Raw genomic sequence first — 22,968 nt, forward strand, 5'->3', positions numbered from 1 at the left:
GTCAGACCCCAGTCGTGCGGCGGCCGCGGGCAAGGTTTCTAGTTGGCCTGGAGGCCGTTGGGGGGCAGACCCTTGGGTCTGACCCCGGTTTACCGGTTCTAGCGCGCCCCGCAAGCGCGCAGCGGTGCCGCGGGAACTGCGGCAGAAGTCGCCGCCACCAAAGCCGCGGTGGCAACCGGCTGCACGCCCCCCGGCGCATTGGCCGCCATCGCCGTCACCACCGGCGCCGCCTTCTGCGCATTCGGCTCGATCAGCGGCATCAGCGAAGGCGCCAGCACCGTCAGCAACTGCACCGGCAGCGCCGAGGTGAAGTCATAGTTCTTCGACTCCGGCCCATGCACATAAGCCGTCATCGAGCCGAAGAAACGCTCCCCGATATTGAACACAAAGGTCGCCGAACGGTTCACATAGCGCGACTCGATCAGGCGTCCACCCGCCGCATACACGTCAAAGCGCTGGTCGCCGGTACCGGTCTTGCCGCCCACCGGAATGATCTGCCCGTCCGCGCCGACAAACGCAGCCTTCACGCGCCGCGCCGTGCCGTCCGACACCACTTCGCGGATCGCATCGGCCACCGCGCGCGCCACTTCCGGCGTCAGCACCTGCTCATTGGTAGAGGACTTGTTGCGCGCCACCGTGGTTTCGTAAGGCGTGCCTTGCGCAAAGTGCAGCGACTCGATGCGCTGCGTGGTCTTGCGCACGCCGCCGTTGATGATAATGCCCATCATCTCCGCCAGCGCCGCGGGACGGTCGGCGGAAGCGCCGAGCGTGGTCGCATACGACGGCACCAGCGAATCGAAGGGATAGCCCATCTTCTTCCATTGGCGATGAATGCCCATGAAGGACTCCATCTCCAGCAAGCCGGCGATGCGCTTGTCCTGCGCATACTTGTGATGGGTCTTGAACAGCCACTGGTAGACCTCCTGGCGCTCCTTCTCGCTGGCTGCAACGACGTCGGACAGCGAAGCGCCTTCGTTCTGGTGCAGGTAAGCCACCAGCCAAAGTTCCAGCGGGTGCACGGTAGCCAGGTAGCCGCGGTCGGCCAGGCTCCACTTGTCGATTGCGTACTGCTCGTACATCTTCGCCAGGCGGTCGTCCGGCACGTCGTTCTGTACCTTCAGGTTGTCGTTCACGAACTTGTCGAACTCCGCCAGCGTCGCGTTCGGATATACGGTGCGGTGGATGTTCGCCAGGCGCACCGGCGTCGGGCGGATCGTGTCGAGCAGGATGGCGTCCAGCTCCGAGGTTTTCTTGCCCTTGTACTTGGCGTAGAAGCGGTACAGGAATTCCTTGCCTTCCTTGTCGGCGAAGCGCGCCAGGTAAGCCGCACGGCGCGGATCGTCGGAGTCGGTCAGCAGGGTCTGCGAGGAGCCCGGCATCTGGAAAGAGTAGTACTTGACCACGTCGCGCATCAGGCGTACGAACACCAGGTTGGTGGAACGGCGCAGCGCTTCGCGCACGGACATGATCTTGAAGTCGTCGTCCTTGCTGAAGTTGCCGAAGTAATGCAGGCCGCCGCCAGTGAAGAAGCCCTCGCCCGGATTGGCCGAATACTTGCGCTCCAGCGCCGCCTGCAGCATGGCCGGCAGGTCGCGCTTGTCCATCGGCGTCATGGCCAGGTATTCAATGCCCCAGATGGTCAGGCGGTCGCGCTGGTCGACGCTGACCTTCTTCAGTTGAGCCACATCCATCTGGCCATACTTCTTGTGCAGCTGGTCGACGATGTCCATATACGTCACCAGGGTGCGCAGCTTGGCGGTGGAACCCAGGTCCAGCTTGGCCCCTTCGTTGATGTCCAGCGGCTGGTCGTAGTTATCGGTCTGTACCCGCAAGTAGTTGGCGTGTTCACCACGCTCCAGCAGCGTGAAGCTGTACACCACATTGGCGGGATCGCCATTGCCCAGCATGCCCTTGCCGGTCAGGCCGGCCTGCACGGCGGTTTCCGCTTCGCGCAGTTGGCGCAGCATGGCGGTAACCGTCTTCTGCGTCTCGGCGTCGAGCGTGGTGTTGACCGACAGGTCGAGGCGGTCCAGGTTGTACATGCGGTTGTCGCCCAGCAGGTTGGCCAGGTGCACACGCACCGCATTCGACGCTTTCTTGGTCACATAGGTCATCGGCGGTGCCGCCTGCACGCCGCTCCCCTTGGCCGGGTGCAGCTTTTCCTTCAGCGCCGCGTCGCGCAGTTGCGGCGTGATGATGCCGGCGCCAGCCAGCAGGCGCAGGTGGCTGTTGGCCAGCACTTCCAGGTCTTCATCGCCTTCGCCCAGGTAATAGCTCGGGCGGCGCTGCGCGATCAGCAGCGACAGTGCCTCCTTGAACGCCAGCGGGCTGCCCGGCTGGTCCATCTTGCCGCCCAACAGGCGCGACACTTCATCGAAATCGCGGCCGTACCAGACCCACATGCCGTCGCCCACGCCGTTCACTTCACCATAACCAGGCTTGGCCGACAGCGGCACGGTGTTGAGGTAGTCGACCACGATCTGGCGCCGCACCTTGGTGGTGTCTTCGCCCTGCTGGTAGGCGCGCAGCGAAGCGGACACCATTTGCTGCAGCTTGTCCCTCATCGAACCGGTGCGGCCTTCCGGCGAGTGGCGGTACTTTTCGATCTGGGTCGCCAGCGTGGAGCCGCCCGCCGCGCGATGGCCGCCCGCGCCCACGGCGCTCATCGACTTTTCCAGGATGGCCTTGGACAGGCGGTCCCATTCAACGGCAGGATTGCGTTTCGGGTACTTGTTGTCCAGCAGTTCGCGGTTCTCGATGAACAGCAGGCTTTGCACCAGCGCATTCGGCGCCTGTTCGAAGCTGCCGTATATACGTTCCGGGTAGCTGGCCGTAAACAGCGGCTGCTCGCGGCAATCGAAAATCGACAGGCCGGTACGGGTCTTTTCATGATAGGTCGGGAACACGCCCATATCGGTCAGCTCCACCATCTTCGGCGAGAAGCGGGCTTGCGATGTGACTTCGTAATCGCGCGCTTTCAGCTTGTCCAGATAGTCAGGCAGGTTGGCGTAGCCAAGACGCTCGTCGTAGGGGCTGTCGTGCGGGAAGCGGATCGATTTGCTCGGCCCAGGCTCTACCTTATAGGTCAGCTTGCCGACCAGGTCGGTGAACACCTTTGCCTGCATCGTCGAGGTGCGGGTCTCGTAATAGCCCCAGGCACCGGCCACCGTCAGCAGCACCAGGATCAGCACAATGAGCGCATTGCGCAAACGTGAACCTTTTTTCGGTTCGGATGGAGGTGGTGGTGCCGGCTCGGTCGGTTGGTTTGGTTCGAAGGAGCTTGATTCGTGATCTTGTTGGGAAGGCATAGGTACCGAGCGCAAACGCCGCCTGCTGCCGCCATATCCAATCGCTGCCGCGCCAGCACGCATCTTGCGCACCGCACGTACGACAACCCGGGGCCGGCGAAAACGACGATTGCTTAACATAGTGTTCAAACCGGACAGTACACGCAGAGTATTTCTGCTTGATTACCATTGCACCACATCGGCGTGGACTGCACGGGGCAACTCGCAAAATATTTAAACTTCGCGGTTCAGTTTCGCAAAAAAACAACGGCGCTTCACACGTTCCGTGAGCGCCGCTGCAAGAGCAGTTAATACCCTTTTCACACTGTGGATTCAGGGCTTCACGTACTCCACTTTCAGGGCATCGAGCTCACGGCACATTTGGATAAATGCGGCCTCGCACTGGGGCGGATCGCCTTTCACACCAAGCTCGATATGGCGCCTGGTCTTCGCGTCGCCCACACTTGGCAGGCTGAAAACCTTGATGCGCGGCCAGGCTGCTTCGAGGGCCAGCATCAGCGGAGTAAGCGCTGCTTCCGCTGCCTCGTACACTAACACCGATTGCTCAGCACGGGCCTCACGATTGAACAGGTCCGCGTAGTGCGTATCGAGCACCCATTCGATCATCGGCCACGCCATCACGGGGAAGCCGGGTACGAAGTAATGCGTGCCGTGCGCGAATCCAGCCACGTTGTTATATGGATTTGGAATAAGCGCCGCGCCTTGCGGGAATTCGGCCATCTGCAGGCGCTGCAGGTTTTCCGCCGAAGCTAGGTCGGCATCCTCGCCTTTTTCCTCCGCCAGTTGGCGCACGCGCTGCTGGATGCTGTCCTTCCCGCCTTGATGCAGCACCAGCGGCAAACCCAGCGCCGCAGCGGCAGCTTGCCGCGTATGGTCGTCCGGCGTGGCGCCAATGCCGCCGCAGGAGAATACGATATCGCCGCTGGCGAAGGTGCGCTTCAGCGTGGCGCTAATACGTTCGCGGTCGTCGCCGACGAATTCCGCCCATGACAGCTGCAGGCCGCGTGCCGCCAGCAGTTGCACCACTTTGGGGAAATGCTGGTCGACCCGCTTGCCCGACAGGATTTCGTCGCCAATGATGATCAGTCCAATTCGCATAGGCTTTCCTCGAAAGGAGCATGGCGCAACTGCGCCAGCGCTTGCAGACAATAATACTGAAACCACAGGCCGGTGAAGATGAAAATCACCACATACACCCAGATCGACGCAGCCAGCAGGATCGGGAAGAAGGCAATCGCGGCAGCGGCACCGCCCACCCACACCAGGGCCGGCAGCGAGCCCGCCAGGCCGGACACCACGCCGATCGACATCAGTTGCCAGCGGTGTTCGCGCTGCAGCTTGGCCAGTTCTTCAGCGCTGGCATAGTCGGCCAGCGCGTCATAGCTCATCACGCGGCTGGTGAGCCAGCCCCACAGCAGCACGGTGGCCAGGCCGGCCAGCGGCGGGAAGATATACATCGGCAGGATGCACAGCCAGGCCAGCACGAAAATGCCGAAGGCACCCAGCGCCTTGATCACGCCGCCCAGGATGGAGCCGCCCTGCTTTTTCTCCAGTTGCGGGAAATGGCGGCCGCCCACATGGCGCACGATGAAGGGCATGGCCGCCACGCCGATAAAGATCAGGGCTGTCACGATCATCAGCGGCAGCAACAGCAGCAAGGCAAACAGCGGCACGACGATCGAGCGCAAGCCGCCCAGGCCGATCGATTGCAGCCAGTCGCTGGTCACGCGGTAGATCTCGAAGTCGACGAAATGGCCATGCAGCCAGTCCAGCAGCGGCTGCAGGCCAAGCCACAGCAGCAGCGCCCACAGCGCGACTGACAAAATGAAAGGAACAATACTCAGCAATAAAATCTTGCCATGGAGCTGGGACAGCAGGGCCCTGCCGTAAGCGTGAATAACAGCGCGCATTAATTAACTCGATTTCTTTCTTGTATATTCAAACATCCGTTTCAGGCCAAGCCATTGCTGGGCCCAGAAGCCGCGGCCGTAGTCGCGGCCCGCCAACTGGTCACGCACGCCGGTCGCTTCGAAGCGCGGCGTGAAGTTGGCGGTGCGGAAAATAATGTCCCAAATCGGGAACAGCACAGCGAAATTGCAGCCACCCAGCGTGCCCTGCCCTTGCGATTCATGGCCGATGCCAATCGCGTGGTGCATGCGGTGGTAGCGCGGCGACACCAGCAGCCGTTCGCCAATCGGGCCGAAGTGTATACGAACATTGGCGTGTTGCAGGCTTTGCACGATACGGGACAGCGATACGAGGAGCACGTACTGGCTTGGCGGCACGCCGATGGCCAGCGCCAGCACCGCCATCACGACGTCGCGCAGCAGGTCGTCCAGCAGGTGGTTGCGGTCGTCGCTCCACAGGTTCATGTTCTGCTGGCTGTGGTGCAGGCTGTGCAGGCCCCACCACCAGTTGAACTTGTGCTGGGCGCGGTGGAACCAGTAATCGGCGAAGTCCAGCACCAGCAGGTAGATGGCAAAGCTGGCCAGCGGGTGCATATTGGTGACCAGGTTTTCCAGGTTGAACGGCTGCACGCCTTCCATGTGCAGGGCGCCGGAAATGGCGTCCATCACCGGGTCGAGCGTGAAGAACAGCAGCAGCGGGATCAAGCCGATGCGCTGCAGCACGGTATAGGTGAAGTCGTTCCAGCGCGCGCGCTTGTCGCTGAACTGGTGCACCGGGATGGCCGCCTCCAGCGGGCGCAGCACCAGGTAGATCAGCAGCAATTCGGCCATGCCGATCAGCAGCCATTCGGTGCCTTCGAAGGCTTCTTCGGTGATGTCGCCCATGCCGGTGAGGTAGATGGCCGGCTGGATGGCGTTTTCAAACAGCCAGCCCTGGGCTTGGCCCAGCAGGTCCAGGAAGAATTGAATCATTTGCGGTAGTCCGGGTGTTCTCTCAGGGTGGCGAAGCAGAAGCCTTTCTGCTTGAGGCCTTCAATCAGCGGTTCCAGGTTGGCCGGCGCCCAGGGGTCCTTGCGCGACCAGATGCCCATGTGGGCCATGAAGATGTCGCCGTCGCGCAGGCCGTCCAGCGCGCGCTGCAGCAATTGCGCGTTGGAGGCGCGTTCGACCGGCAGCTCGTCGCCCGAGAAGCCGGCTGGCGTGGCCCAGCCAGCGTGCTGGTAGCCGCAAGCCTTGCCGGCCGCGATCGTGCGCGCACTGGTCTTGCCGCCGGGGGCGCGCCAGAACGGGTCCAGCGCTTTGCCGGTCAGTTCCAGGAAGCGCCGGTCGACGCGGCGCAGTTCATCGCAATACTGCTGCGGCGTCCAGTCCTGCACCTTGCCGGCGTGGGCGCCGAATTGCGGCTTGACCGTGATCCTGCCGTTCGCACCATCGCGCACGTAGTAAGCATGGTCGAAGGTGTGGCTGCCGAACGCGTGCCCCTCGGCTACCCGGGCGCGCCAGTAGGCTTGCCAGGACGGGTCCAGGCTGTAATCGCCTTTGACGGTCTTTTCGTTCGCCAGGAAGAAGGTGGCCTTGACGTTTTGCCGCGCCAGGATGGAGGCGATCAGTTCGGCCTGCGACTGGCTGCCGGTATCAAAGGTCAGGTAGGCGGTCGCGCGGCACTGCGGGGCCGCCGACGCGCCGGTAGCCGCCAACGCGGCCAGCCCCAGCACGCAAGCATGCCAGCGCATTACATCCTCGCGGACGAGTTGGCGAAGAACACGCCGTGCGGCGAACGGCCGACCGGTATCATCTTGACGACCTTTTTCTGCTGCAGGTCGATCACGGCGACTTTCTTGATCCAGCGCAGCGTGGTCCACATGTATTTGCGGTCGGCGGTGATTTCCATGCAGTCAGGGCCGCCCGGCACGTCGATGGTGCCGACGTTTTCCAGGGTCTTCTGGTCGATGATGTTGATGGTGTTGGAGACCCGGTTCGACACATAGGTGTAACGCCCATCGCCGAGGGCACGGAAGTTGTGGGTGCCGGCGCCGGCCTTGATACGCTTGACGGTCTGGCGGGTGCGCCAGTCGATCACTTCGACATAGTCGCTGCCCATGATCCCGACCAGCAGGTATTTATCGTCCGGCGTCATGGCGATACCGGCCGGCAGCTTGCCGACCGGGATGGTCCACAGCACGTTCTGGGTCTTCAAGTCGATCGCGCTGACCTGGTCGCTACCCTGCTGGGTGACGAAAACCGTGCTGCTTTTGGCATCGAAAGCCACGTGGCTCGGCAATTTCGGCAGCGGAATGCGCTTGGCCAGGGTCATTTCCTTGCCATTGTACGAATAGATGTCGATCCGGTGCAGGCGCAGCGAAGTCGCGACGAACCATTTCTGGTCCGGCGAAAAGCCGATCTGGTAAGGATCGAGGATGTCCTTGACGTGGCGCTGCACCTGGCCGGTCACCGGATCCAGGAACACCAGCTCGTTGCCCACGGCGCTGGCGACAATCAGCGACTTGTTATCGGGAGTGGCCATCAGGTGGTGGGGCTCTTTACCCACCGGGAAGGTCTGCAGGCTTTTGTAGCTTACCTGGTCCAGTAACTGGACCGTGGCATCGCGCGAATTGAGCACGACGACGACGTTCGCCTGGACAGGCTGCACGCCTGCCAGCAAACCACATAAAACTGCTGCGCTACGGATACTGCGGAACATGAAAACTCGCTTATTGGTTAAGCCAACCAGTATTTTACGGTCAAACGTCTTGTATTAAGTTATTGCCGACAACATTTAGTGGGTATGGCGCGCGAATGCACTACAATCGCGCCCTAAGCCCTACATTTCTAAGGAATTCACATGACTATCATCACTAACGCATCCGGCCTGCAATACGACGACATCAAGGTCGGCGATGGCGCGGAAGCCAAGGCTGGCCAGAACGTCACCGTCCACTACACCGGCTGGCTGCGCAACGACGACGGCAGCAAAGGCCCGAAATTCGATTCCTCCAAGGACCGTAACGACCCGTTCGAATTCGCCCTGGGCGCCGGCATGGTGATCCGTGGCTGGGATGAAGGCGTGCAAGGCATGAAAGTGGGCGGCACCCGCCAGCTGATCATTCCGGCTGACCTGGGCTATGGTTCGCGCGGCGCCGGCGGCGTGATTCCGCCAAACGCCACCCTGATCTTCGACGTGGAACTGCTGGGCGTCTAAGCTGCCCCAGCGACGGAGGCCTAGCGCTGCCACTTGCGCTGCACGGCCTCCTGTTCCGCTTTCGCATCAAGCGGTTGGCCGGCGATACGCTGGTCGATCGCGTCCAACACCTGCGTCGGCATCTCGGCCGCCGCCTGCCGGTATTCCCCCTGCTGTGACTTGCCCTGGCTTTGCAGCGCCAGCTGCACCTTCCATGCGCCGCCCTGCTTGCAGGCCAGGCCCGACATCTCCTGCGCGGTAGTGAAGCTGCGGCAGTAGCTATTGTCCTGCGCCAGGAAGCTGGTGCCGATGCGTACCGGGCCGCCGCTGCCGGCCAGTTGCTGGTCCAGTGCCGTCGCCAGGCGGCCCTGCGCCACCAGCACGCCATCGCGGCTGGCCACCGTCTCGCCACGGTCGATCGGCAGCATGCCGACGCCGTAGTGGCCGGCCATCACGCCCACCATCAGCATGGCCGCCAGCGCGCCCCATTCCGGCCATGACCAGCGCCGGCCGCGGCTCGCCTTGCGGGCGGCCTGCTGCTCCGCTTCGCGCCGGGCGCGCACGGAATCGAGGCTGACCACGGTGGCCTGGCGCAGCGGCTGCGCCAGCCTGGGCGGCACCGCCTCCTCCGCCACCGGGGCAAAGGCGGCAAAGACGTCGTTGCGCATCGCCTTGTGCTGGGCCACGCGGCGCGCCAGCGCGGCATCCTTGTGCATCGCTTCTTCGACGGCGCGGCGGGTCACTTCATCCAGTTCGCCGTCGGCGTACGCCATCAGGGTTTCGTCGGAAAAACTCTTCATACAGTCCTCGCTTGTTCCGATAACATTTCTTGCAACGCGGTGCGGGCGCGCGCCAGGCGGCTGGTCAGGGTACCGACCGGAATTTCCAGCACCTCCGCCGCCTCTTTATATGGCAGCCCTTCCACCAGCACCAGGCCGACCACCAACCGGTGCTCCTCGCTCAGCAGGCTGACCGCCTTCTGCACCGCCATGCGCTGCTGGTGAGCCTCGGCAAAATCGTCGCCGACATGCTCACCCTCCTCTTCCGGCGCAAACAGCTCGCTGCGGCGGACGCGGGAACGCACCTCGTCGATCCAGGCATTTTTAATAATGCGGAACAACCAGCTATCCAGGCGGGTTCCCGGCTGGTAAGAGCTGCTGTGCAGGATGGCGCGCTCCACGGAAAGCTGGACCAGGTCGTCGGCATCCTCGCGGTGCCAGGCCAGGGTACGGGCGAAGCGCCGCAGTCGCGGCAACAGTGTGGCGATTTCCTGGTGCAGGGCGCTATCGTTGTCCATCATATGAAGATAACGAATGGGGGAGGGATTTTATTCCCGCTCTCCATCGTTAGTACAGAATAGATACCGGTAGCCTATATTATCATCCGACCATGCCAACCTTGCGCCCGACTTATTCCCTGTTGCGTACATGCCGCTGCCTGCTGCTGGCCCTTGGCTTGCTGGCCGGCACAGGGCCGGCGGCGGCTCAAATCGGCCTGCCGGGCATGCCGCAGTTGCCGGGCGGCCTGTCGTCCAGGCTGGGCGACAACACCCTGCGCGATCGGCTGCGCGAGAAACTGCTGGATACCACCGAGTTGCCGCGCAAGGCGGCGCTGGACCAGCTTCGATCGCTGAATGTTCATGAACTGCTGCAGCGGCATCCGGCACAATTGGAGCCGGATCCTTCCGGCTTCCCGATCGTACGCAGCGAGATTCTGGCGTGGTCGCCATCGGAGGCCGGACTTGCCGCGGCTGCGGCGGCCGGGCTGGCGGTGGCCAGCAGGCAGGACATGCCGGAGATCGGGCAGTCGCTGGTGACCTTGCGGGTGCCGGACGGCGTTGCCACGACGGACGCGCTGGCCAGGCTGCGCGCCGCCGATCCAGATGGCAGCTATGACTTCAACCATGTGTATACAGGTGCCGCTGCGCCCCAGGCTGGCGCGGCGCACTTGCAGTCCAGCGGCGCCGGCGCCACCGGCGCAGTTGGCGGCGACGTGCGGGTCGGCCTGGTCGACAGCGGGGTTGATGGCGGCCACGAAGTTTTCGAGAGCGCGCGTATCGTGCGCTGGGGCTGCGGCGGCGCGGCGCACCCCGCGTCCCACGGCACGGCGGTTGCCGCCCTGATGATCGGCAAATCCGAACGTTTCACCGGTGCGGCGCCGGGCGCCAGGCTGTATGCGGCGGACATATATTGCGACCAGCCGACCGGTGGCTCGGCCAGCCAGATCGTGCAGGCGCTGGCCTGGCTGGCGAGGGAGCAGGTCGGCGTCATTAATATCAGCCTGGTCGGCCCGCCCAACCAGATGCTGGGGCGCGTGGTGCAGGCCATGGTGGCGCGCGGCCATCTGCTGGTAGCGGCAGTGGGCAACGATGGCCCGGCTGCCCCGCCCTTATATCCGGCCAGTTACCCAGGCGTAGTGGGCGTGACCGGCATCGACCCGAAACGCCGTCCGCTGCCCGAAGCGGCGCGCGGCCCGCAAGTGATGTTCGCCGCACCTGGCAGCCAGATGGCGGCAGCCGCGATAGGCGCCCCACCGTATAAGCTGGTGCGCGGAACGAGTTTCGCAGCACCGCTGGTGGCGGCGCTGCTGGCGCCGCGCTTGCCCTCGCCCTCCCCGGCGCAGGCCGCCCAGGCACTCTCCGCCCTGGCTGCCAGTGCCAGCACCGCAGGCGACGGCACAGGCCGCGGCGTGGTGGCCGAAAACCTGCGCACGCCCCCTTCCGCCTTCCGCTGAAAAGATTTTTGAAAATTTTTTCGGATGGATGGAAGGAATCCCGTTTCCGGATCGTTCTCTGTATGTACGCGGCGGATTTCCCGCAGCCAGACTAAGGAGAACTGATATGAAAACCAACATCGCAACCATCATCCGCGCTGCCCTGATCGCTGCCGCCAGCGCCGCATCCATCGCCCAGGCCGGCCCGCTCGGCGGCGCCCTTGGCGGGAATATCGGCGGCGGCATTGGCGGTGCCTTCGGCGGCGGCATGGGCGCCATGCGCGGCGGAATGACCGGCGACATCGCCGGCAGCACCATGCGCGGCAGCCGTGCTGCCGCTGCCGATTCGGCGGCAAACAATGCTACCCAGCGCAGCCTGGATGCGGGCGGCGCGGTAAATGGCGCCGCCAACGCCACCGGTGCCCTGTCGCGCAATACCAGTGCGGCTGGCGCGAATACCGACAGTGCTGCAAGCAGCGCCGCGAATGGTTCGGAAAACGGCATCGCCGGCAAGCTGGCGGGCGGCGCTGCCGGCGCGGCGAATGGCGCGGCTAATAGCGCGGCTAACGGTGCCGCCAACAATGCCGCAAACAGCAATGCCAGCGGCAACGCAAATGGCGCGGCCGAAGGCGCTGCAAACGGTCTTGGTGGTCTTGCCGGCGGAGCAGCAAACAACGCTTCCAGCGGCACTTCGAACAGCGGCAAATCCGCTTCGGCCTCTGGCAATGGCAGCGGCGTCTCCGGCCTGGGCGCCAACCTGGGACGCGGCGCAGACGCGGTAAGCGGCAGCGCCGATGGCGCATCCAACGGCGGCGCAAATGCAAAAGCAAGCCGTTCCGGTGCCAGCGGTTCCGCGCAAGGTAGCGGTTCGGCGAACGGTTCCGCCAGCGCCAGCAAAGCGGCCCGCAGCAGCGGCGGCAACGGCAGCAGCGGCAGCCAATCCACACCGCAGCAGTCGACGAAAAACGCTTCCGCCAACGGCAACGTGAACGCCGGTTTCAACGTCCAAGCCGGCAAAAACTCCGCCGTTGAAGGCTCCGCACAGTGACGCACCACCCTGGGGCGGCGCGGCGAAAAAGCTTAAACTACCTGAGGTTTTCGCCAAAATCCGCCCCGCATTTCGTGGCGAGCCAGTCACTATATGGGCTTCTTCAAAAAACGGTACACACTTTTTTCAATTAATGTGCTAATCTGCGCGCTCCATTAACCAAGGAGGTAGTAATGAAAAAAGGCGAACTGATTGCAGAATTTGCGAAGCGTACCGAAATGTCCGGCGCAGCCGCTAATGAAGCAATTAACACCCTGATCGCGATCGTTACCGAGCGTCTGAAAAAGGGCGACACCGTTGGCATCACCGGTTTCGGCACCTTCTCCGTCGCCAAGCGCGCTGCTCGCAAAGGCCGCAACCCAGCGACCGGCGAAGCGATCAAGATCGCTGCATCCAAGACCCCTAAGTTCTCGGCTGGCGCGACCCTGAAAGCCGCTGTGAACCCAACCAAGAAGAAGTAATTCTTCAGGCTTACCGCCAGAACGGCGGTTCAAGGCTGGCCCAAAATGGCTTGTCTTGAACCGCCGTTTTTTATTGTGCGCCGCACCGATCACTCTCCGCGTAGGACGAACGACGACATGCGAATTTCACTTATGCTGGCTGGCTTCCTGTTGCCCTTGGCCGCGCAAGCTTTTAATCCGACGGGACTGGCGTTCAGCCACAACGACTGGCAACTGGCCTGCGACAACACAGGCACCTGCCGCGCAGCCGGCTACCACTCCGATGGAGGGGAAAACCTGGCGGTCTCGGTGCTGCTGACACGCAAGGCGGGCCCGCATACCGCAGTCAGCGGGCAAGTGATGCTCGGTGAATATGGCGAAAACCCGGCGCTGGCTGCGCTTCCCGCCCAATTCAAGCTGAGCTTCAAGGTCAACAGCAAGACGATCGGCCAGGTCGCGATCGATAAGGGGTCGCTGGTCGCGGACTTATCTCCGGAGCAGGTCAATGCCCTGCTGCTCGCCTTGCCGCGCCATGCCGCCATCGAATTCGCCGGCAAGCGCGATAGCTGGGTGGTATCGGACAAAGGCGCCACCGCAGTCCTGCTGAAAATGGACGAATACCAGGGACGTATCGGTACTGCCGGAGCGCTTGCCAGGAAAGGCAGCCTGCCGGAATCGCAGGTGCCCGCCGCGGCCCCTGTGCCGACCATCACCAGGGTCGCCTATGCCAAGGCGCAAGCAGGCGATGAACGCTTCATCCCGTCAAACAGGAAGGCGCTGGTAGAAGCGCTGCGCGCGACCATCAAGGACGAGTACTGCGACGAACTGACAGCCGACGGCGCGCCCGATCCGGAGCTGACGGCGCAACGCCTGAGCGGTACTCAGATGCTGGTCTCCACCCGCTGCTGGCTGGGCGCATACAACGTCGGCGAAGGGTATTGGATCGTCAGCCATCGGCCGCCATTCAATCCGGTGCTGGTCTCGGCCAGCATTTCCGAAAGCGGCGCAGAGGGCCTTGGCGAGAGCCACAAAGGGCGCGGCCTGGGCGACTGCTGGGCCACGCGCAGCTTTACCTGGGACGGCAAGCAGTTCAGGCTGACCGCGGCATCGACCACTGGCATGTGCAGGCTGATAGCGCCTGGCGGGGCATGGGCCTTGCCGACCGTGGTAACGAACGTGCGCTGAATTGGAGCCTATACTCTAAGGCCCAGGCAGTTTTATTTTGTATGATGGCGCTTCATAACCCCACTAAACCAAAGGTAGACACCATGAGCCTGCAAGAACAGTTCGACCAAGCGATGGCCGATTCCAAGAACCTGCCGGAACGCCCAGACAATATGACCCTGCTGAAGATCTACGCCCTGTTCAAGCAAGGCTCGGCAGGCGATGCCACCGGCGAGCGCCCTGGCATGACCGACTTCGTCAACCGCGCCAAGTTCGACGCATGGGCGGCACTGGCCGGCACCAGCCAGGACGACGCCAAACAGCAGTACATCGACCTGATCGAAGGCCTGAAGTAATCGTCCCGCCTTACGGCGCCGCGCTTGTCAAAAACAGCGCGGCGCTGCACACTGCAGCATTTGCAAAATAATCAACTGTCAAATGCTGGATAACCACTCCAAGATCGCCGCGATCGTCCACATCGCACTCGGCTTCCTTTCCTTGCTGTTGTTGGCCTGCCTGGCCATTTTCTTCCGCGCTTTGGCGGAAGTCGTACGTGGCGCCCCGGGCGTGGTCGAGTTCATCATGGGCGCCGGCACCATCATTCTTGGCGTGCTGGTTGCGCTTTGCCTTCTGCAAATCGGTTCCGCCATCGCATACCTGAAGGGATCGCGCGGCGCGCGCACACCGCTGATTGTCTTCAGTGTCTTCGCCCTGTTCAACGTTCCGGTCGGTACCGTCGCTGGCGGCTATTCCCTGTGGGCGCTGCTGCGTAAATAACGCACGGCGCGCGGCGCGGGCTCACCATCACTTCTCCCCAAGCATGCTAGAGTTGCGCTTCTTACAAGCAAACGCCAACGCATGAACCTTCGATTCCGCCGCGCGACGAATTCCGATATCCCCGCCATGAGCGCGATCAGGCTGGCGGTACGCGAGAATGCGCTGTCCAATCCAGCGCGCATTACGCGGCAGATGTACGAGGATCATCTTGAGCGCCTGGGCCAAGGCTGGGTATGCGAGCGCGATGGCACCGTAATCGGCTTTTCTTGCGCTGAGCTTGAGGGCAGCTCGATCTGGGCACTTTTCGTCGATCCGGCACATGAAGGGCTGGGCGCAGGCAAGCGCCTGTTGCGCCTCGCGGTCGACTGGCTCTTCGCCAGCGGCACGCAAACGGTAGTCCTTTCCACCGCAGCCGGCACCCGCGCCGACCGCCTCTACCTGGCCCAGGGCTGGCAGCGCGGCGAAGTAGATGGTGACGGCAACGTCCACTACCTGCTGGTACGCGGAACGACGATCCGCCGTGCCGAAGCAAACGACCTTGATGCCATGTGGGCGATCTTCCAGCCGCTGCTGGCAGGAGGCGACGCGTTCCCGTTCGGAGAGGGATTCGGGAAAGCCACCTTCCAGCTGCACTGGTTCAGCAGCCACCCGGCTTACGTGGCCTGCGCTGGCGAGCAAATCCTTGGCATGTACAAGCTGGGCGCCAACTATCCCGACCACGGTGCTCACGTCGCCAGCGCAACCTACGCCGTCGCCCTGCAGGCACAGGGCAAAGGGATCGGCCGCGCGCTGGTCGAACACAGCCTGGCGCAGGCGCGGCGCGAAGGCTTCCTGGCGATGCAGTTCAACTACGTCGTCAGCACCAATGCGCCGGCCATGGCGCTGTACCGAAAGCTGGGCTTCAAAATTGCCGGCACCTTGCCGCAAGCTTTCCGTCACCGCGAACTTGGGCTGGTTGATGCATACGTGCTGCACCGATTCCTGGAGGCGTAATGGTCATGAAAAAAGTGATGCCGGCAGCGAATCCGGATGCCTATGTCGCCGCACTCACCGGCTGGCAGAAGGAGTTCGTGAGCGCACTGCGCGAGGCAGTGCTGGAAGCTGCGCCGGCGCTGGACGAACGTATCAAATGGACGCACCTCGTCTACTTCTCGAACGGGCCGGTACTGTTGATCCGCGCCGAAGATGAGCGGGTGCTGTTCGGATTCTGGCGCGGCCAGCGCTTGCTGCATATTGAACCGCGCATGACTGGCGGTGGCAAGTATGAGTTGCGCACACTGGAACTGCGGAAGGGAACGCCACTCGACCGCGCCACCGTCCTGGAACTGGTGCGCGCGGCGGTGGCGCTGAACGACACGGTGGGCGACCCCACAAAGACCGCTTAGGCGGAAGCGAATACCGAACGCATCTTCTCGGCTACCTTGCCTTCGATGGCGCTCTTGAAGGCGCCCATCAGGAAGCCGAGCTTGATATTCATGTGGGCGGCGCTCTCGGCCAGGGTCAGCGTGCCTTCCACGCCGCTGCGGCCGAATTTCAAGGTGTCGCCATGCCATTGGCAGGCCAGGTCGAACTCCTTGGCAATTCGTTGAGCGACTTGTTCTGCTGCTGCGCGCGCTTGCGCAGGTTCCAGGTTGTGGACCTGGGTGATGTTGATATCGGCCATACTCTGCTAATCAAAAAGCACAAAAGGCGCTATTTTAACGCACGCACCTTTGTGCTGGATCAAAGGGCAGTGCCGCCGACAGGGTAACCATGGTCATTCAACCGCCCTTGGGAGAGTGATCATGGATGAGAATATGTGCATGACTTTGCCTGTCAGCTTTGTGCCGACACCATCCGCCCTGTACCGCGCGCACCGCAAGTCGGCGCAATTGCTGCAGCAGCCCAGCCTGCCACGCCTGAAAGATACCGCGCTGCCAACGCGTCCCGCCGCAGCACCGCCCGCCGGGGCGCGCGTGCTGATCTGGAAGCAGGACCCGTCGGTGAGCGAACTCGGCACCCGCAAGATATTCCTGCCGGGCGTGATCCTGCAGGGTCCGCGCGATGCCCGCATCACCTACGGTCAGCCGGGCATTGCGCCGGTCAGCCCGAATGCCTTCGGCGACTTCATCATGGCGCCCGATACCGACCAGTTCGACGCCGTGCACGCCTTTGCCGTGGTGCGCTCGACCCTGACCATGTACCAGCGCGTGCTGTCGCGCGCCGAGCAGGGCGCGCCCCTGCCCTGGGCCTGGAACAGCGGCCACAACACCGATCCGCTGCAAGTTTTCCCGCACGGCTTGCCGAATGTGATGAACGCCTATTACAGCCGCAACGACCGCGCGCTGAAGTTCGGCGACTTCGTGCCGACCGGTTCGGCCAGCCGCGTGTTCACCTGCCGTTCTTTCGACATCGTATCGCACGAGACCGGCCATGCCGTGCTGGACGGACTGAAACCGAAATGGATCCTGAACAGCGCGCCGCCGCAGACTGGCGGCCTGCATGAATCGTTCGGCGACCTGACGGCCATCTTCCTCGCGCTGTCCCAGCTCGACCAGGTGGAAGCGGTGATCGCGCAAACCAAGGCCGACCTGCACGACAAGACCTTCCTGGCCGATATGGCGGAACAGTTCGGCCTGGCGCTCGGCCGCCCGAACGGCCTGCGCAATGCCGACAACGACCTCAAGCTATCCGAAACGGGCAACGAAGTGCACGCGATCTCGCAGGTATTCACCGGCGCCATCTATGACATCCTGGCCGATATTTTCTCCTTCGAACGGGCGCCCGGACTTCGCGACGATGCCGCCTGCCTGCACAGCGTGGCCGGCTATTTGTGCAGCCTGGTGCTGCGCGCCCTGCTGGCCGCGCCTGACAGCAACGCCAACTATGCCGACGTGGTGAACCAGATGCTGCGTATCGCAGCGGACGACGGCAAACCGGTCGACTACGCCAACTTCATCCGCAACCGCTTCGCCCTGCGCGAGGTGGTGGTATCGCCGGTGCCGCTGACCGAGGACCAGCCGCAAAACCTGGAACTGCCGGCGATGGTGGAAGACGCCCCCGATGCGCGCCAGGACCGCCGCGCCTGCTGCGGTACCATGAACCATGCCGAATACTTCGACCTGGAAGGCGTGCTCGATGCCGAGCGCCAGGCTTTAGCGGCCTGGTGCAAGAATTACAGTACCCGTCATGGAGAGCTCACCGTCGAAAAATGAAGATCACCGCGACCGGCGCGGGCGGCTTTGCCGGCCTCAGCCAGCACTTGGAAGTTGACACGGATACAAGCCCGGCCGGTCCGGCGCTGGAGGCGGCCCTCGCCTCCAGTGGTTTTTTCACATCCAGCGAAAATTTTTCGCCGCCGATCGGCGCCGATTTGGGGCACTGGACTATCACAGCCGATGACGGCCGTCGACGACATAGCTTAAGCTTTATCGAGACTGGCGGCCCGCCTTGGCAAAATCTGCTCGATTTGATCCGTTCTGCTGCCTGAAAGCAAGACTGTTAGAGGCGCGCCACGAATTTGCTTATTTAGATTGTATCTAAGCCCGAATTGTGAGAAATAGCGGATTGCCTTAAAATACAGTGCTTTGCTGAGCTTTTCTCCAGCGCTCCAATATAGATAGGACTGTTATGACCCACGTTGTCACCGAATCCTGCATCGCCTGCCGCTATACCGACTGCGTCGATGTTTGCCCGGTAGATTGCTTCCGCGAAGGCCCGAACTTCCTGACCATTGACCCGGACGAGTGCATCGACTGCGCCGTGTGTGTGGCTGAATGCCCGGTCAACGCCATCTTCGCCGAGGAAGACGTGCCGTCCGACCAGCAGCAATACATCAAGATCAATGCCGACTTGTCGCGCAACTGGCCTTCGATCACCAAGACCAAGCCTGCCCTGCCGGAAGCCGAGCAGTTCAAGGACGTCAAGGAAAAGGCCCACTTGCTGAAGCGCTAAGCGTCTTCAGGCAGCCTGTTATTCACCGTGCAACACCGCGCCTGACGCGGTGTTCGCTTATTCAGATGGAATGAGAATCATTATGAATGTCGTCAGCACCCCTCCAGGCGGTTTCCACGAAACCGATGCAGTCATCATCGGCGCCGGCCCAGTCGGCCTGTTCCAGGTCTTCGAACTCGGCCTGCTGGAGATCAAAGCCCACGTGATCGACTCGCTCGGCGCCGTTGGCGGCCAGTGCGTGGAACTGTACCCGGACAAGCCGATCTACGACATTCCAGCCATTCCATCCTGCACCGGCCAGGAACTGACCGACGGCCTGCTGAAGCAGATCGAACCGTTTGGCGCGACCTACCATCTGGGCCAGGAAGTGACCGTCGTGCAGAAGCGTGAAGACGGCCGCTTCGACGTCGAGACCTCGCTGGGCACCAAGTTCATCACCAAAACCATCTTCATCGCTGCCGGCGTGGGCTCGTTCCAGCCGCGCACCATGAAGGTCGACGGCATCGAAGCCTTCGAAGGCTCGCAGTTGTTCTACCGCGTCAAGAACCCGGCTCAGTTCGAAGGCAAGAACCTGGTCATCTGCGGCGGCGGCGACTCCGCGCTGGACTGGGCGCTGAACTTCGTCGGCAAGGCCGAATCCGTGGTGCTGCTGCACCGCCGTGACGACTTCCGCGCTGCGCCAGCCTCCGTGGCCAAGATGAAGCAGCTGTGCGACGAGTACGAAATGCAGCTGATCGTGGGCCAGGTGTCGGGCATCGAAACCAAGGACGACAAGTTGTCCGAACTGCGCGTGACCGGCGCCGACGGCGTGACCCGCCGCGTGCCGCTGGACATGCTGCTGGTGTTCTACGGCCTGTCGCCAAAGCTGGGCCCGATCGCCGAGTGGGGCCTGGATATCGAACGCAAGCAGCTGAAAGTGGTGTCGACCGAGAAGTTCGAGACCAATGTGCCGGGCATCTTTGCCGTGGGCGACATTAACACCTACCCAGGCAAGAAAAAGCTGATCCTGTCGGGCTTCCACGAAGCTGCGCTGGCCGCTTTCGGCGCTGCACCATATATCTTCCCGGACAAGAAGATTCATATGCAATACACCACTACGTCGCCAAAACTCCACAAGGTTTTGGGCGTCGAAACCCCGGTGTTCGACTGATCCGACCGATTCTTCAGACGCATCCTACAAAAAAGCAGCGGAAACGCTGCTTTTTTTGTTTTCATGCTCGTATTATGTTGGAATCATGGCGTGTTAGCCCTTGATTATGTACTTTCTTGGAGGTACTGCGGAATGCTGTAGGTCATGTATAAATGGCCTATAATTGAATCATCTTTGCGCATTGCCACAATTTTCAGCGGGACATACTATGCTTTACCAATTGCACGAAATGCAACGCTCTCTCCTGCATCCACTGATGCAGTGGGCTGAAGCCTCGTCCAAGCTGTTCACCAATCCTGTTTCGCCTTTTGCGCACACCCCGTTTTCGCAGCGTATCGCCGCAGGCTACGAACTGATGTATCGCCTGGGCAAGGAATACGAGAAGCCAGAGTTCGGCATCAATCAGGCTGTGGTCAATGGCAAGCAAGTCCACATCGATGAACGCGTGGTGGAAAACAAGCCCTTCTGCAAACTGCTCCACTTCCGCAAGGATTTGAGCGAGAAGGAGTTCAAGGCGCTCAAGCAGCCGACCGTGCTGCTGGTGGCGCCGCTGTCCGGCCACCATGCGACGCTGCTGCGCGATACCGTGCAGGCGCTGCTGTCCGAACACGACGTCTACATCACCGACTGGATCGACGCGCGCCTGGTGCCGCTGTCGGAGGGTCCATTCCACCTGAACGACTATGTGAAGTATGTGCAGGAGTTCATCCGCCAGCTCGGCCCTGACCTGCATGTGATTTCCGTCTGCCAGCCGACCGTGCCGGTGATGGCGGCAATCTCGCTGATGGCGACCGCCAATGATCCAATGCTGCCGAAGACCATGACGATGATGGGCGGCCCGATCGATCCGCGCAAATCGCCGACCCAGGTCAACAACCTGGCAGTGGAAAAGAAGTTCTCCTGGTTCGAAAACACCGTGATCTATGCGGTGCCACCTAATTATCCGGGCTTCGGCCGCAAGGTGTATCCAGGCTTCCTGCAGCACGCGGGCTTTATCGCCATGAACCCTGGCCGCCATGCGCAGTCGCACCGCGAGTTCTACATGCACCTGGTGCGCGGCGACGACGAGCCGGCGGAATCTCACCGCAAGTTCTACGATGAATACAACGCGGTGCTGGACATGCCGGCCGAGTACTACCTCGACACGATCAAGACCGTGTTCCAGGATTTCAGCCTGCCGCAAGGCACCTGGGAAGTCGATGGCGTGTTCGTGCGTCCGCAGGACATCAAGAACGTAGCGCTGCTGACAGTTGAAGGCGAGCTGGATGATATTTCCGGCGCCGGCCAGACCCAGGCCGCGCATGACCTGTGTTCCGGCATTCCGGCCAATATGCAGGAAGACTTCGTGGTGCCGGGCGCCGGCCACTACGGCATCTTCTCCGGCCGCCGCTGGCGCGAAATGGTTTGTCCACGCATCTCGTCGTTCATTAAAAAACACGGCTAAGGCCCCACCCTTCAGCCGGCCGGGCCCGCGTGCCCGGCTTTTATTGCGGCATATACTATACTTTTTTATATAATATGAAGATTGATCCCGTTGCCTTGCAGGCCGCTGCCGGCCGTGCATCCGGGCTGTTGAAGTCCCTGTCCAACCAGGACCGCCTGCTGCTGCTTTGCCAGTTGGTTGATGGCGAACATTCCGTGGGAGAACTGGAAGCCGCGACCGGCGTCACCCAGCCCACCCTCTCGCAGCAATTGACTGTGCTGCGCAACGCCGAGCTGGTCGCCACGCGGCGCGAAGGCAAACAGATTTTTTATAGCATCGCCAGTGCAGAGGCGATGGCGGTACTGCAAGTGCTGTACAAACTTTACTGTCCAAAGGAGTAGGGAAATGAGTGCTTACTACGCGCCGCTGATAGGCGGCATCATGATTGGACTGGGAGCGGCCATGCTTCTGCTGCTTAACGGACGGATTGCCGGCATCAGCGGCATCGTCGGTGGCCTGCTAGGGCAAGCCTTTACACGCCAACCGGGTTCCGGCAGCGACGCCATGTGGCGCATCGCTTTCCTTGCGGGCCTGGTGGCGGCTCCCCTGCTTTATGGCGCCTTCAAGGTACTGCCGGCGGCACAGGTCGACGCCAGCGTCGGCACCCTGGTGATCGCTGGCCTGATGGTCGGCGTCGGCACGCGCTATGCCTCCGGCTGCACCAGTGGCCACGGCATCTGCGGTTTGTCGCGCTTCTCGCCACGCTCGTTAGCTGCCACTGTCACCTTCATGGCAGCCGGTTTCGCGACGGTCGCCGTGGTGCGGGGTCTGCTATGAGCACGCTCACCTCTTTGCTGGCCGGCCTGATATTCGGCTTGGGCCTGGTCGTCTCAGGCATGACGAACCCCGCCAAGGTGCTGGGTTTCCTTGACCTGTTCGGCAAATGGGATCCAGCGATGGCATTCGTCATGGCGGGCGCGCTGCTGGTGGGCACCATCTCCTTCCACATCGCAGGCAAGCGCACCCGCGCCATCCTTGGTGCGCCAATCAGCTTGCCGACCGCGCGCGACATCGATCGCCGCCTGGTACTGGGGAGCCTGGCCTTCGGCGTCGGATGGGGGCTGGCCGGCTATTGTCCTGGCCCGGTGATCACATCGCTGGCGACCGGCGGCGGCAAGCCATGGATCTTTTTCATCTCCATGATGGCCGGGATGGCGGTGTTCGAACTCGCCGAACGGCGCAAGGCCTAAGCGGCCTTCTCGATCGCTACGCTGGGCCGCGTGTTTGGAAATATCCGCTCGACGCGCGGCTCGCCCGCTCCCGGCTTCCTGATGCCATAGCCATTCACAGGCTGTGAACGATTGACCCACAGCGCGTAGTACAGATGATCTGCACGCGGATCTTCGGTATTCGGGTGGATCAGGATCGTCAGCCCCAGGCTGTTCAGCTGCAGCCATGGCACGATGACGTGCAGCAGGTCGTTGGTGAAACCGAAATAGAAGGACGGTGTGACGTGCGGGCCGCGCGGCTCCAGGTTCCAGTCGCCCAGCTCCACCTTGAATCGTTCCGCCACCCATTTGCGGATCAGCGCCGCCTTCTGGTAATTGTCCTCGTCGAAATAGATGTGGGCGTGATAGCTCTCGATATCTGTGTACGAACGCGGCTTGGCAGGCAGGATTTGCTCGCCAGGCCGCAGGCTGTCTGGCCGCGGCGTCGCTTGCTTGTAGGTTTCATAGCCCCACGGGCTTTGTGCCATCACCGGCGTGGCAAGGACGCCTGCAGCCGCAGCCAGCAAATTGCGCCGGCGCGGCGACAACAATTCCGCCCAGTGGCGGTCAACTGCATCGGTCATAAATTCCTCCATCGAAGGCGCCAGCGTAAGTGCGGCGCGCGATGGGGCCAACGAATACTTTCGTATGACCTTATTG

At 62.2% G+C, this 22,968-nt stretch carries 27 protein-coding genes; 17 read left to right on the forward strand and 10 right to left on the reverse strand.

The genetic code is table 11. From position 1 onward, the window contains the following. Positions 1-98: 98 nt before the first annotated feature. The 6 genes from ACQ4MM_RS03300 to ACQ4MM_RS03325 form a co-directional block, all read right to left on the reverse strand. On the reverse strand, positions 99-3,308 hold the full coding sequence (locus ACQ4MM_RS03300) for a transglycosylase domain-containing protein (RefSeq protein WP_431476032.1): 3,210 nt from the start codon (positions 3,306-3,308) through the stop codon (positions 99-101). A 312-nt stretch (positions 3,309-3,620) separates the two neighbouring features. Next, on the reverse strand, positions 3,621-4,406 hold the full coding sequence (locus tag ACQ4MM_RS03305) for a competence/damage-inducible protein A (protein ID WP_431476033.1): 786 nt from the start codon (positions 4,404-4,406) through the stop codon (positions 3,621-3,623). Beyond that, complete coding sequence (locus ACQ4MM_RS03310) at positions 4,391-5,218, reverse strand: EI24 domain-containing protein (protein ID WP_431476034.1); 828 nt, start codon at positions 5,216-5,218, stop codon at positions 4,391-4,393. Before ACQ4MM_RS03310 ends, ACQ4MM_RS03305 begins: the two co-directional genes overlap by 16 nt. Positions 5,219-5,221: 3 nt before the next feature. After that, positions 5,222-6,187, reverse strand: a complete 966-nt coding sequence (locus ACQ4MM_RS03315) for a sterol desaturase family protein (protein WP_431476035.1) — start codon at positions 6,185-6,187, stop codon at positions 5,222-5,224. Continuing rightward, entirely contained in the window at positions 6,184-6,948 is a 765-nt protein-coding gene (locus ACQ4MM_RS03320) for a polysaccharide deacetylase family protein (protein WP_431476036.1), read from the reverse strand. The genes ACQ4MM_RS03315 and ACQ4MM_RS03320 overlap by 4 nt, the downstream gene beginning before the upstream one ends. Further along, positions 6,948-7,916, reverse strand: a complete 969-nt coding sequence (locus ACQ4MM_RS03325) for a cytochrome D1 domain-containing protein (RefSeq protein ID WP_431476037.1) — start codon at positions 7,914-7,916, stop codon at positions 6,948-6,950. Before ACQ4MM_RS03325 ends, ACQ4MM_RS03320 begins: the two co-directional genes overlap by 1 nt. 141 nt (positions 7,917-8,057) lie before the next feature. Here ACQ4MM_RS03325 and ACQ4MM_RS03330 point away from each other — a divergent pair, with 141 nt between their 5' ends. Beyond that, positions 8,058-8,414 (forward strand): FKBP-type peptidyl-prolyl cis-trans isomerase, encoded by a 357-nt coding sequence (locus ACQ4MM_RS03330; RefSeq protein ID WP_090437333.1) that lies wholly within the window; start codon positions 8,058-8,060, stop codon positions 8,412-8,414. Positions 8,415-8,434: 20 nt separating this feature from the next. Here ACQ4MM_RS03330 and ACQ4MM_RS03335 read toward each other — a convergent pair whose 3' ends face one another. Together ACQ4MM_RS03335 and ACQ4MM_RS03340 are read right to left on the reverse strand one after the other, a co-directional pair. Further along, entirely contained in the window at positions 8,435-9,193 is a 759-nt protein-coding gene (locus tag ACQ4MM_RS03335) for an anti-sigma factor family protein (protein ID WP_431476038.1), read from the reverse strand. Beyond that, positions 9,190-9,693, reverse strand: coding sequence for an RNA polymerase sigma factor (locus tag ACQ4MM_RS03340; RefSeq protein ID WP_431476039.1), 504 nt, complete (start codon positions 9,691-9,693; stop codon positions 9,190-9,192). Before ACQ4MM_RS03340 ends, ACQ4MM_RS03335 begins: the two co-directional genes overlap by 4 nt. Before the next feature lie 89 nt (positions 9,694-9,782). Between ACQ4MM_RS03340 and ACQ4MM_RS03345 the strand changes: the two genes are divergently transcribed. From ACQ4MM_RS03345 to ACQ4MM_RS03380, 8 genes are all read left to right on the forward strand, one after another. Continuing rightward, a complete protein-coding gene (locus ACQ4MM_RS03345) occupies positions 9,783-11,126 on the forward strand; it encodes a S8 family serine peptidase (protein WP_431476040.1) in 1,344 nt (447 codons plus the stop codon). 106 nt (positions 11,127-11,232) lie between these two features. After that, the gene (locus ACQ4MM_RS03350) at positions 11,233-12,153 is read left to right on the forward strand and encodes a hypothetical protein (protein WP_431476041.1); all 921 of its coding nucleotides are present in this window, start codon (positions 11,233-11,235) and stop codon (positions 12,151-12,153) included. 173 nt (positions 12,154-12,326) lie between these two features. Further along, positions 12,327-12,614 carry an HU family DNA-binding protein gene (locus tag ACQ4MM_RS03355; RefSeq protein WP_028100727.1) on the forward strand — a complete coding sequence of 96 codons (288 nt, stop codon included), beginning with the start codon at positions 12,327-12,329 and terminating at the stop codon, positions 12,612-12,614. Positions 12,615-12,731: 117 nt separating this feature from the next. Beyond that, positions 12,732-13,778 (forward strand): DUF1176 domain-containing protein, encoded by a 1,047-nt coding sequence (locus tag ACQ4MM_RS03360; protein WP_431476042.1) that lies wholly within the window; start codon positions 12,732-12,734, stop codon positions 13,776-13,778. Positions 13,779-13,861: 83 nt separating this feature from the next. Then, a complete protein-coding gene (locus tag ACQ4MM_RS03365; RefSeq protein WP_431476043.1) occupies positions 13,862-14,113 on the forward strand; it encodes an acyl-CoA-binding protein in 252 nt (83 codons plus the stop codon). A gap of 82 nt (positions 14,114-14,195) precedes the next feature. Then, complete coding sequence (locus ACQ4MM_RS03370) at positions 14,196-14,534, forward strand: hypothetical protein (protein WP_431476044.1); 339 nt, start codon at positions 14,196-14,198, stop codon at positions 14,532-14,534. An 81-nt stretch (positions 14,535-14,615) separates the two neighbouring features. Further along, positions 14,616-15,527 carry a GNAT family N-acetyltransferase gene (locus ACQ4MM_RS03375; RefSeq protein ID WP_431476045.1) on the forward strand — a complete coding sequence of 304 codons (912 nt, stop codon included), beginning with the start codon at positions 14,616-14,618 and terminating at the stop codon, positions 15,525-15,527. Beyond that, entirely contained in the window at positions 15,527-15,919 is a 393-nt protein-coding gene (locus ACQ4MM_RS03380; RefSeq protein WP_431476046.1) for a DUF1801 domain-containing protein, read from the forward strand. Before ACQ4MM_RS03375 ends, ACQ4MM_RS03380 begins: the two co-directional genes overlap by 1 nt. On the opposite strand, the gene ACQ4MM_RS03385 is transcribed toward ACQ4MM_RS03380, so the two are convergent. Next, the gene (locus ACQ4MM_RS03385; protein ID WP_431476047.1) at positions 15,916-16,197 is read right to left on the reverse strand and encodes a polyhydroxyalkanoic acid system family protein; all 282 of its coding nucleotides are present in this window, start codon (positions 16,195-16,197) and stop codon (positions 15,916-15,918) included. The two genes, ACQ4MM_RS03380 and ACQ4MM_RS03385, sit on opposite strands and share 4 nt — an antisense overlap. 121 nt (positions 16,198-16,318) lie before the next feature. Here ACQ4MM_RS03385 and ACQ4MM_RS03390 point away from each other — a divergent pair, with 121 nt between their 5' ends. From ACQ4MM_RS03390 to ACQ4MM_RS03425, 8 genes are all read left to right on the forward strand, one after another. Continuing rightward, complete coding sequence (locus ACQ4MM_RS03390) at positions 16,319-17,728, forward strand: hypothetical protein (RefSeq protein ID WP_431476048.1); 1,410 nt, start codon at positions 16,319-16,321, stop codon at positions 17,726-17,728. Further along, positions 17,725-18,003, forward strand: coding sequence for a protealysin inhibitor emfourin (locus ACQ4MM_RS03395; protein WP_431476049.1), 279 nt, complete (start codon positions 17,725-17,727; stop codon positions 18,001-18,003). Before ACQ4MM_RS03390 ends, ACQ4MM_RS03395 begins: the two co-directional genes overlap by 4 nt. A 140-nt stretch (positions 18,004-18,143) precedes the next feature. Then, complete coding sequence (gene fdxA, locus ACQ4MM_RS03400) at positions 18,144-18,467, forward strand: ferredoxin FdxA (protein WP_055933073.1); 324 nt, start codon at positions 18,144-18,146, stop codon at positions 18,465-18,467. Positions 18,468-18,549: 82 nt separating this feature from the next. Continuing rightward, on the forward strand, positions 18,550-19,617 hold the full coding sequence (locus ACQ4MM_RS03405; protein ID WP_431476050.1) for an NAD(P)/FAD-dependent oxidoreductase: 1,068 nt from the start codon (positions 18,550-18,552) through the stop codon (positions 19,615-19,617). A 208-nt stretch (positions 19,618-19,825) separates the two neighbouring features. Beyond that, positions 19,826-21,061, forward strand: coding sequence for a polyhydroxyalkanoate depolymerase (locus ACQ4MM_RS03410; protein WP_431476051.1), 1,236 nt, complete (start codon positions 19,826-19,828; stop codon positions 21,059-21,061). A 74-nt stretch (positions 21,062-21,135) separates the two neighbouring features. After that, the gene (locus tag ACQ4MM_RS03415) at positions 21,136-21,441 is read left to right on the forward strand and encodes a metalloregulator ArsR/SmtB family transcription factor (RefSeq protein WP_431476052.1); all 306 of its coding nucleotides are present in this window, start codon (positions 21,136-21,138) and stop codon (positions 21,439-21,441) included. Positions 21,442-21,445: 4 nt separating this feature from the next. Further along, positions 21,446-21,877, forward strand: a complete 432-nt coding sequence (locus ACQ4MM_RS03420; protein ID WP_431476053.1) for a YeeE/YedE family protein — start codon at positions 21,446-21,448, stop codon at positions 21,875-21,877. After that, positions 21,874-22,290 (forward strand): DUF6691 family protein, encoded by a 417-nt coding sequence (locus ACQ4MM_RS03425; RefSeq protein WP_431476054.1) that lies wholly within the window; start codon positions 21,874-21,876, stop codon positions 22,288-22,290. Before ACQ4MM_RS03420 ends, ACQ4MM_RS03425 begins: the two co-directional genes overlap by 4 nt. On the opposite strand, the gene ACQ4MM_RS03430 is transcribed toward ACQ4MM_RS03425, so the two are convergent. Further along, positions 22,287-22,892, reverse strand: a complete 606-nt coding sequence (locus ACQ4MM_RS03430) for a DOPA 4,5-dioxygenase family protein (RefSeq protein WP_431476055.1) — start codon at positions 22,890-22,892, stop codon at positions 22,287-22,289. The genes ACQ4MM_RS03425 and ACQ4MM_RS03430 overlap by 4 nt on opposite strands. Positions 22,893-22,968 lie beyond the last annotated feature (76 nt).

Origin of the sequence: Massilia eburnea (genome assembly GCF_050709955.1) — a bacterium.
In the GTDB taxonomy this organism is placed as follows: Bacteria; Pseudomonadota; Gammaproteobacteria; order Burkholderiales; family Burkholderiaceae_D; genus Rugamonas; species Rugamonas eburnea_A.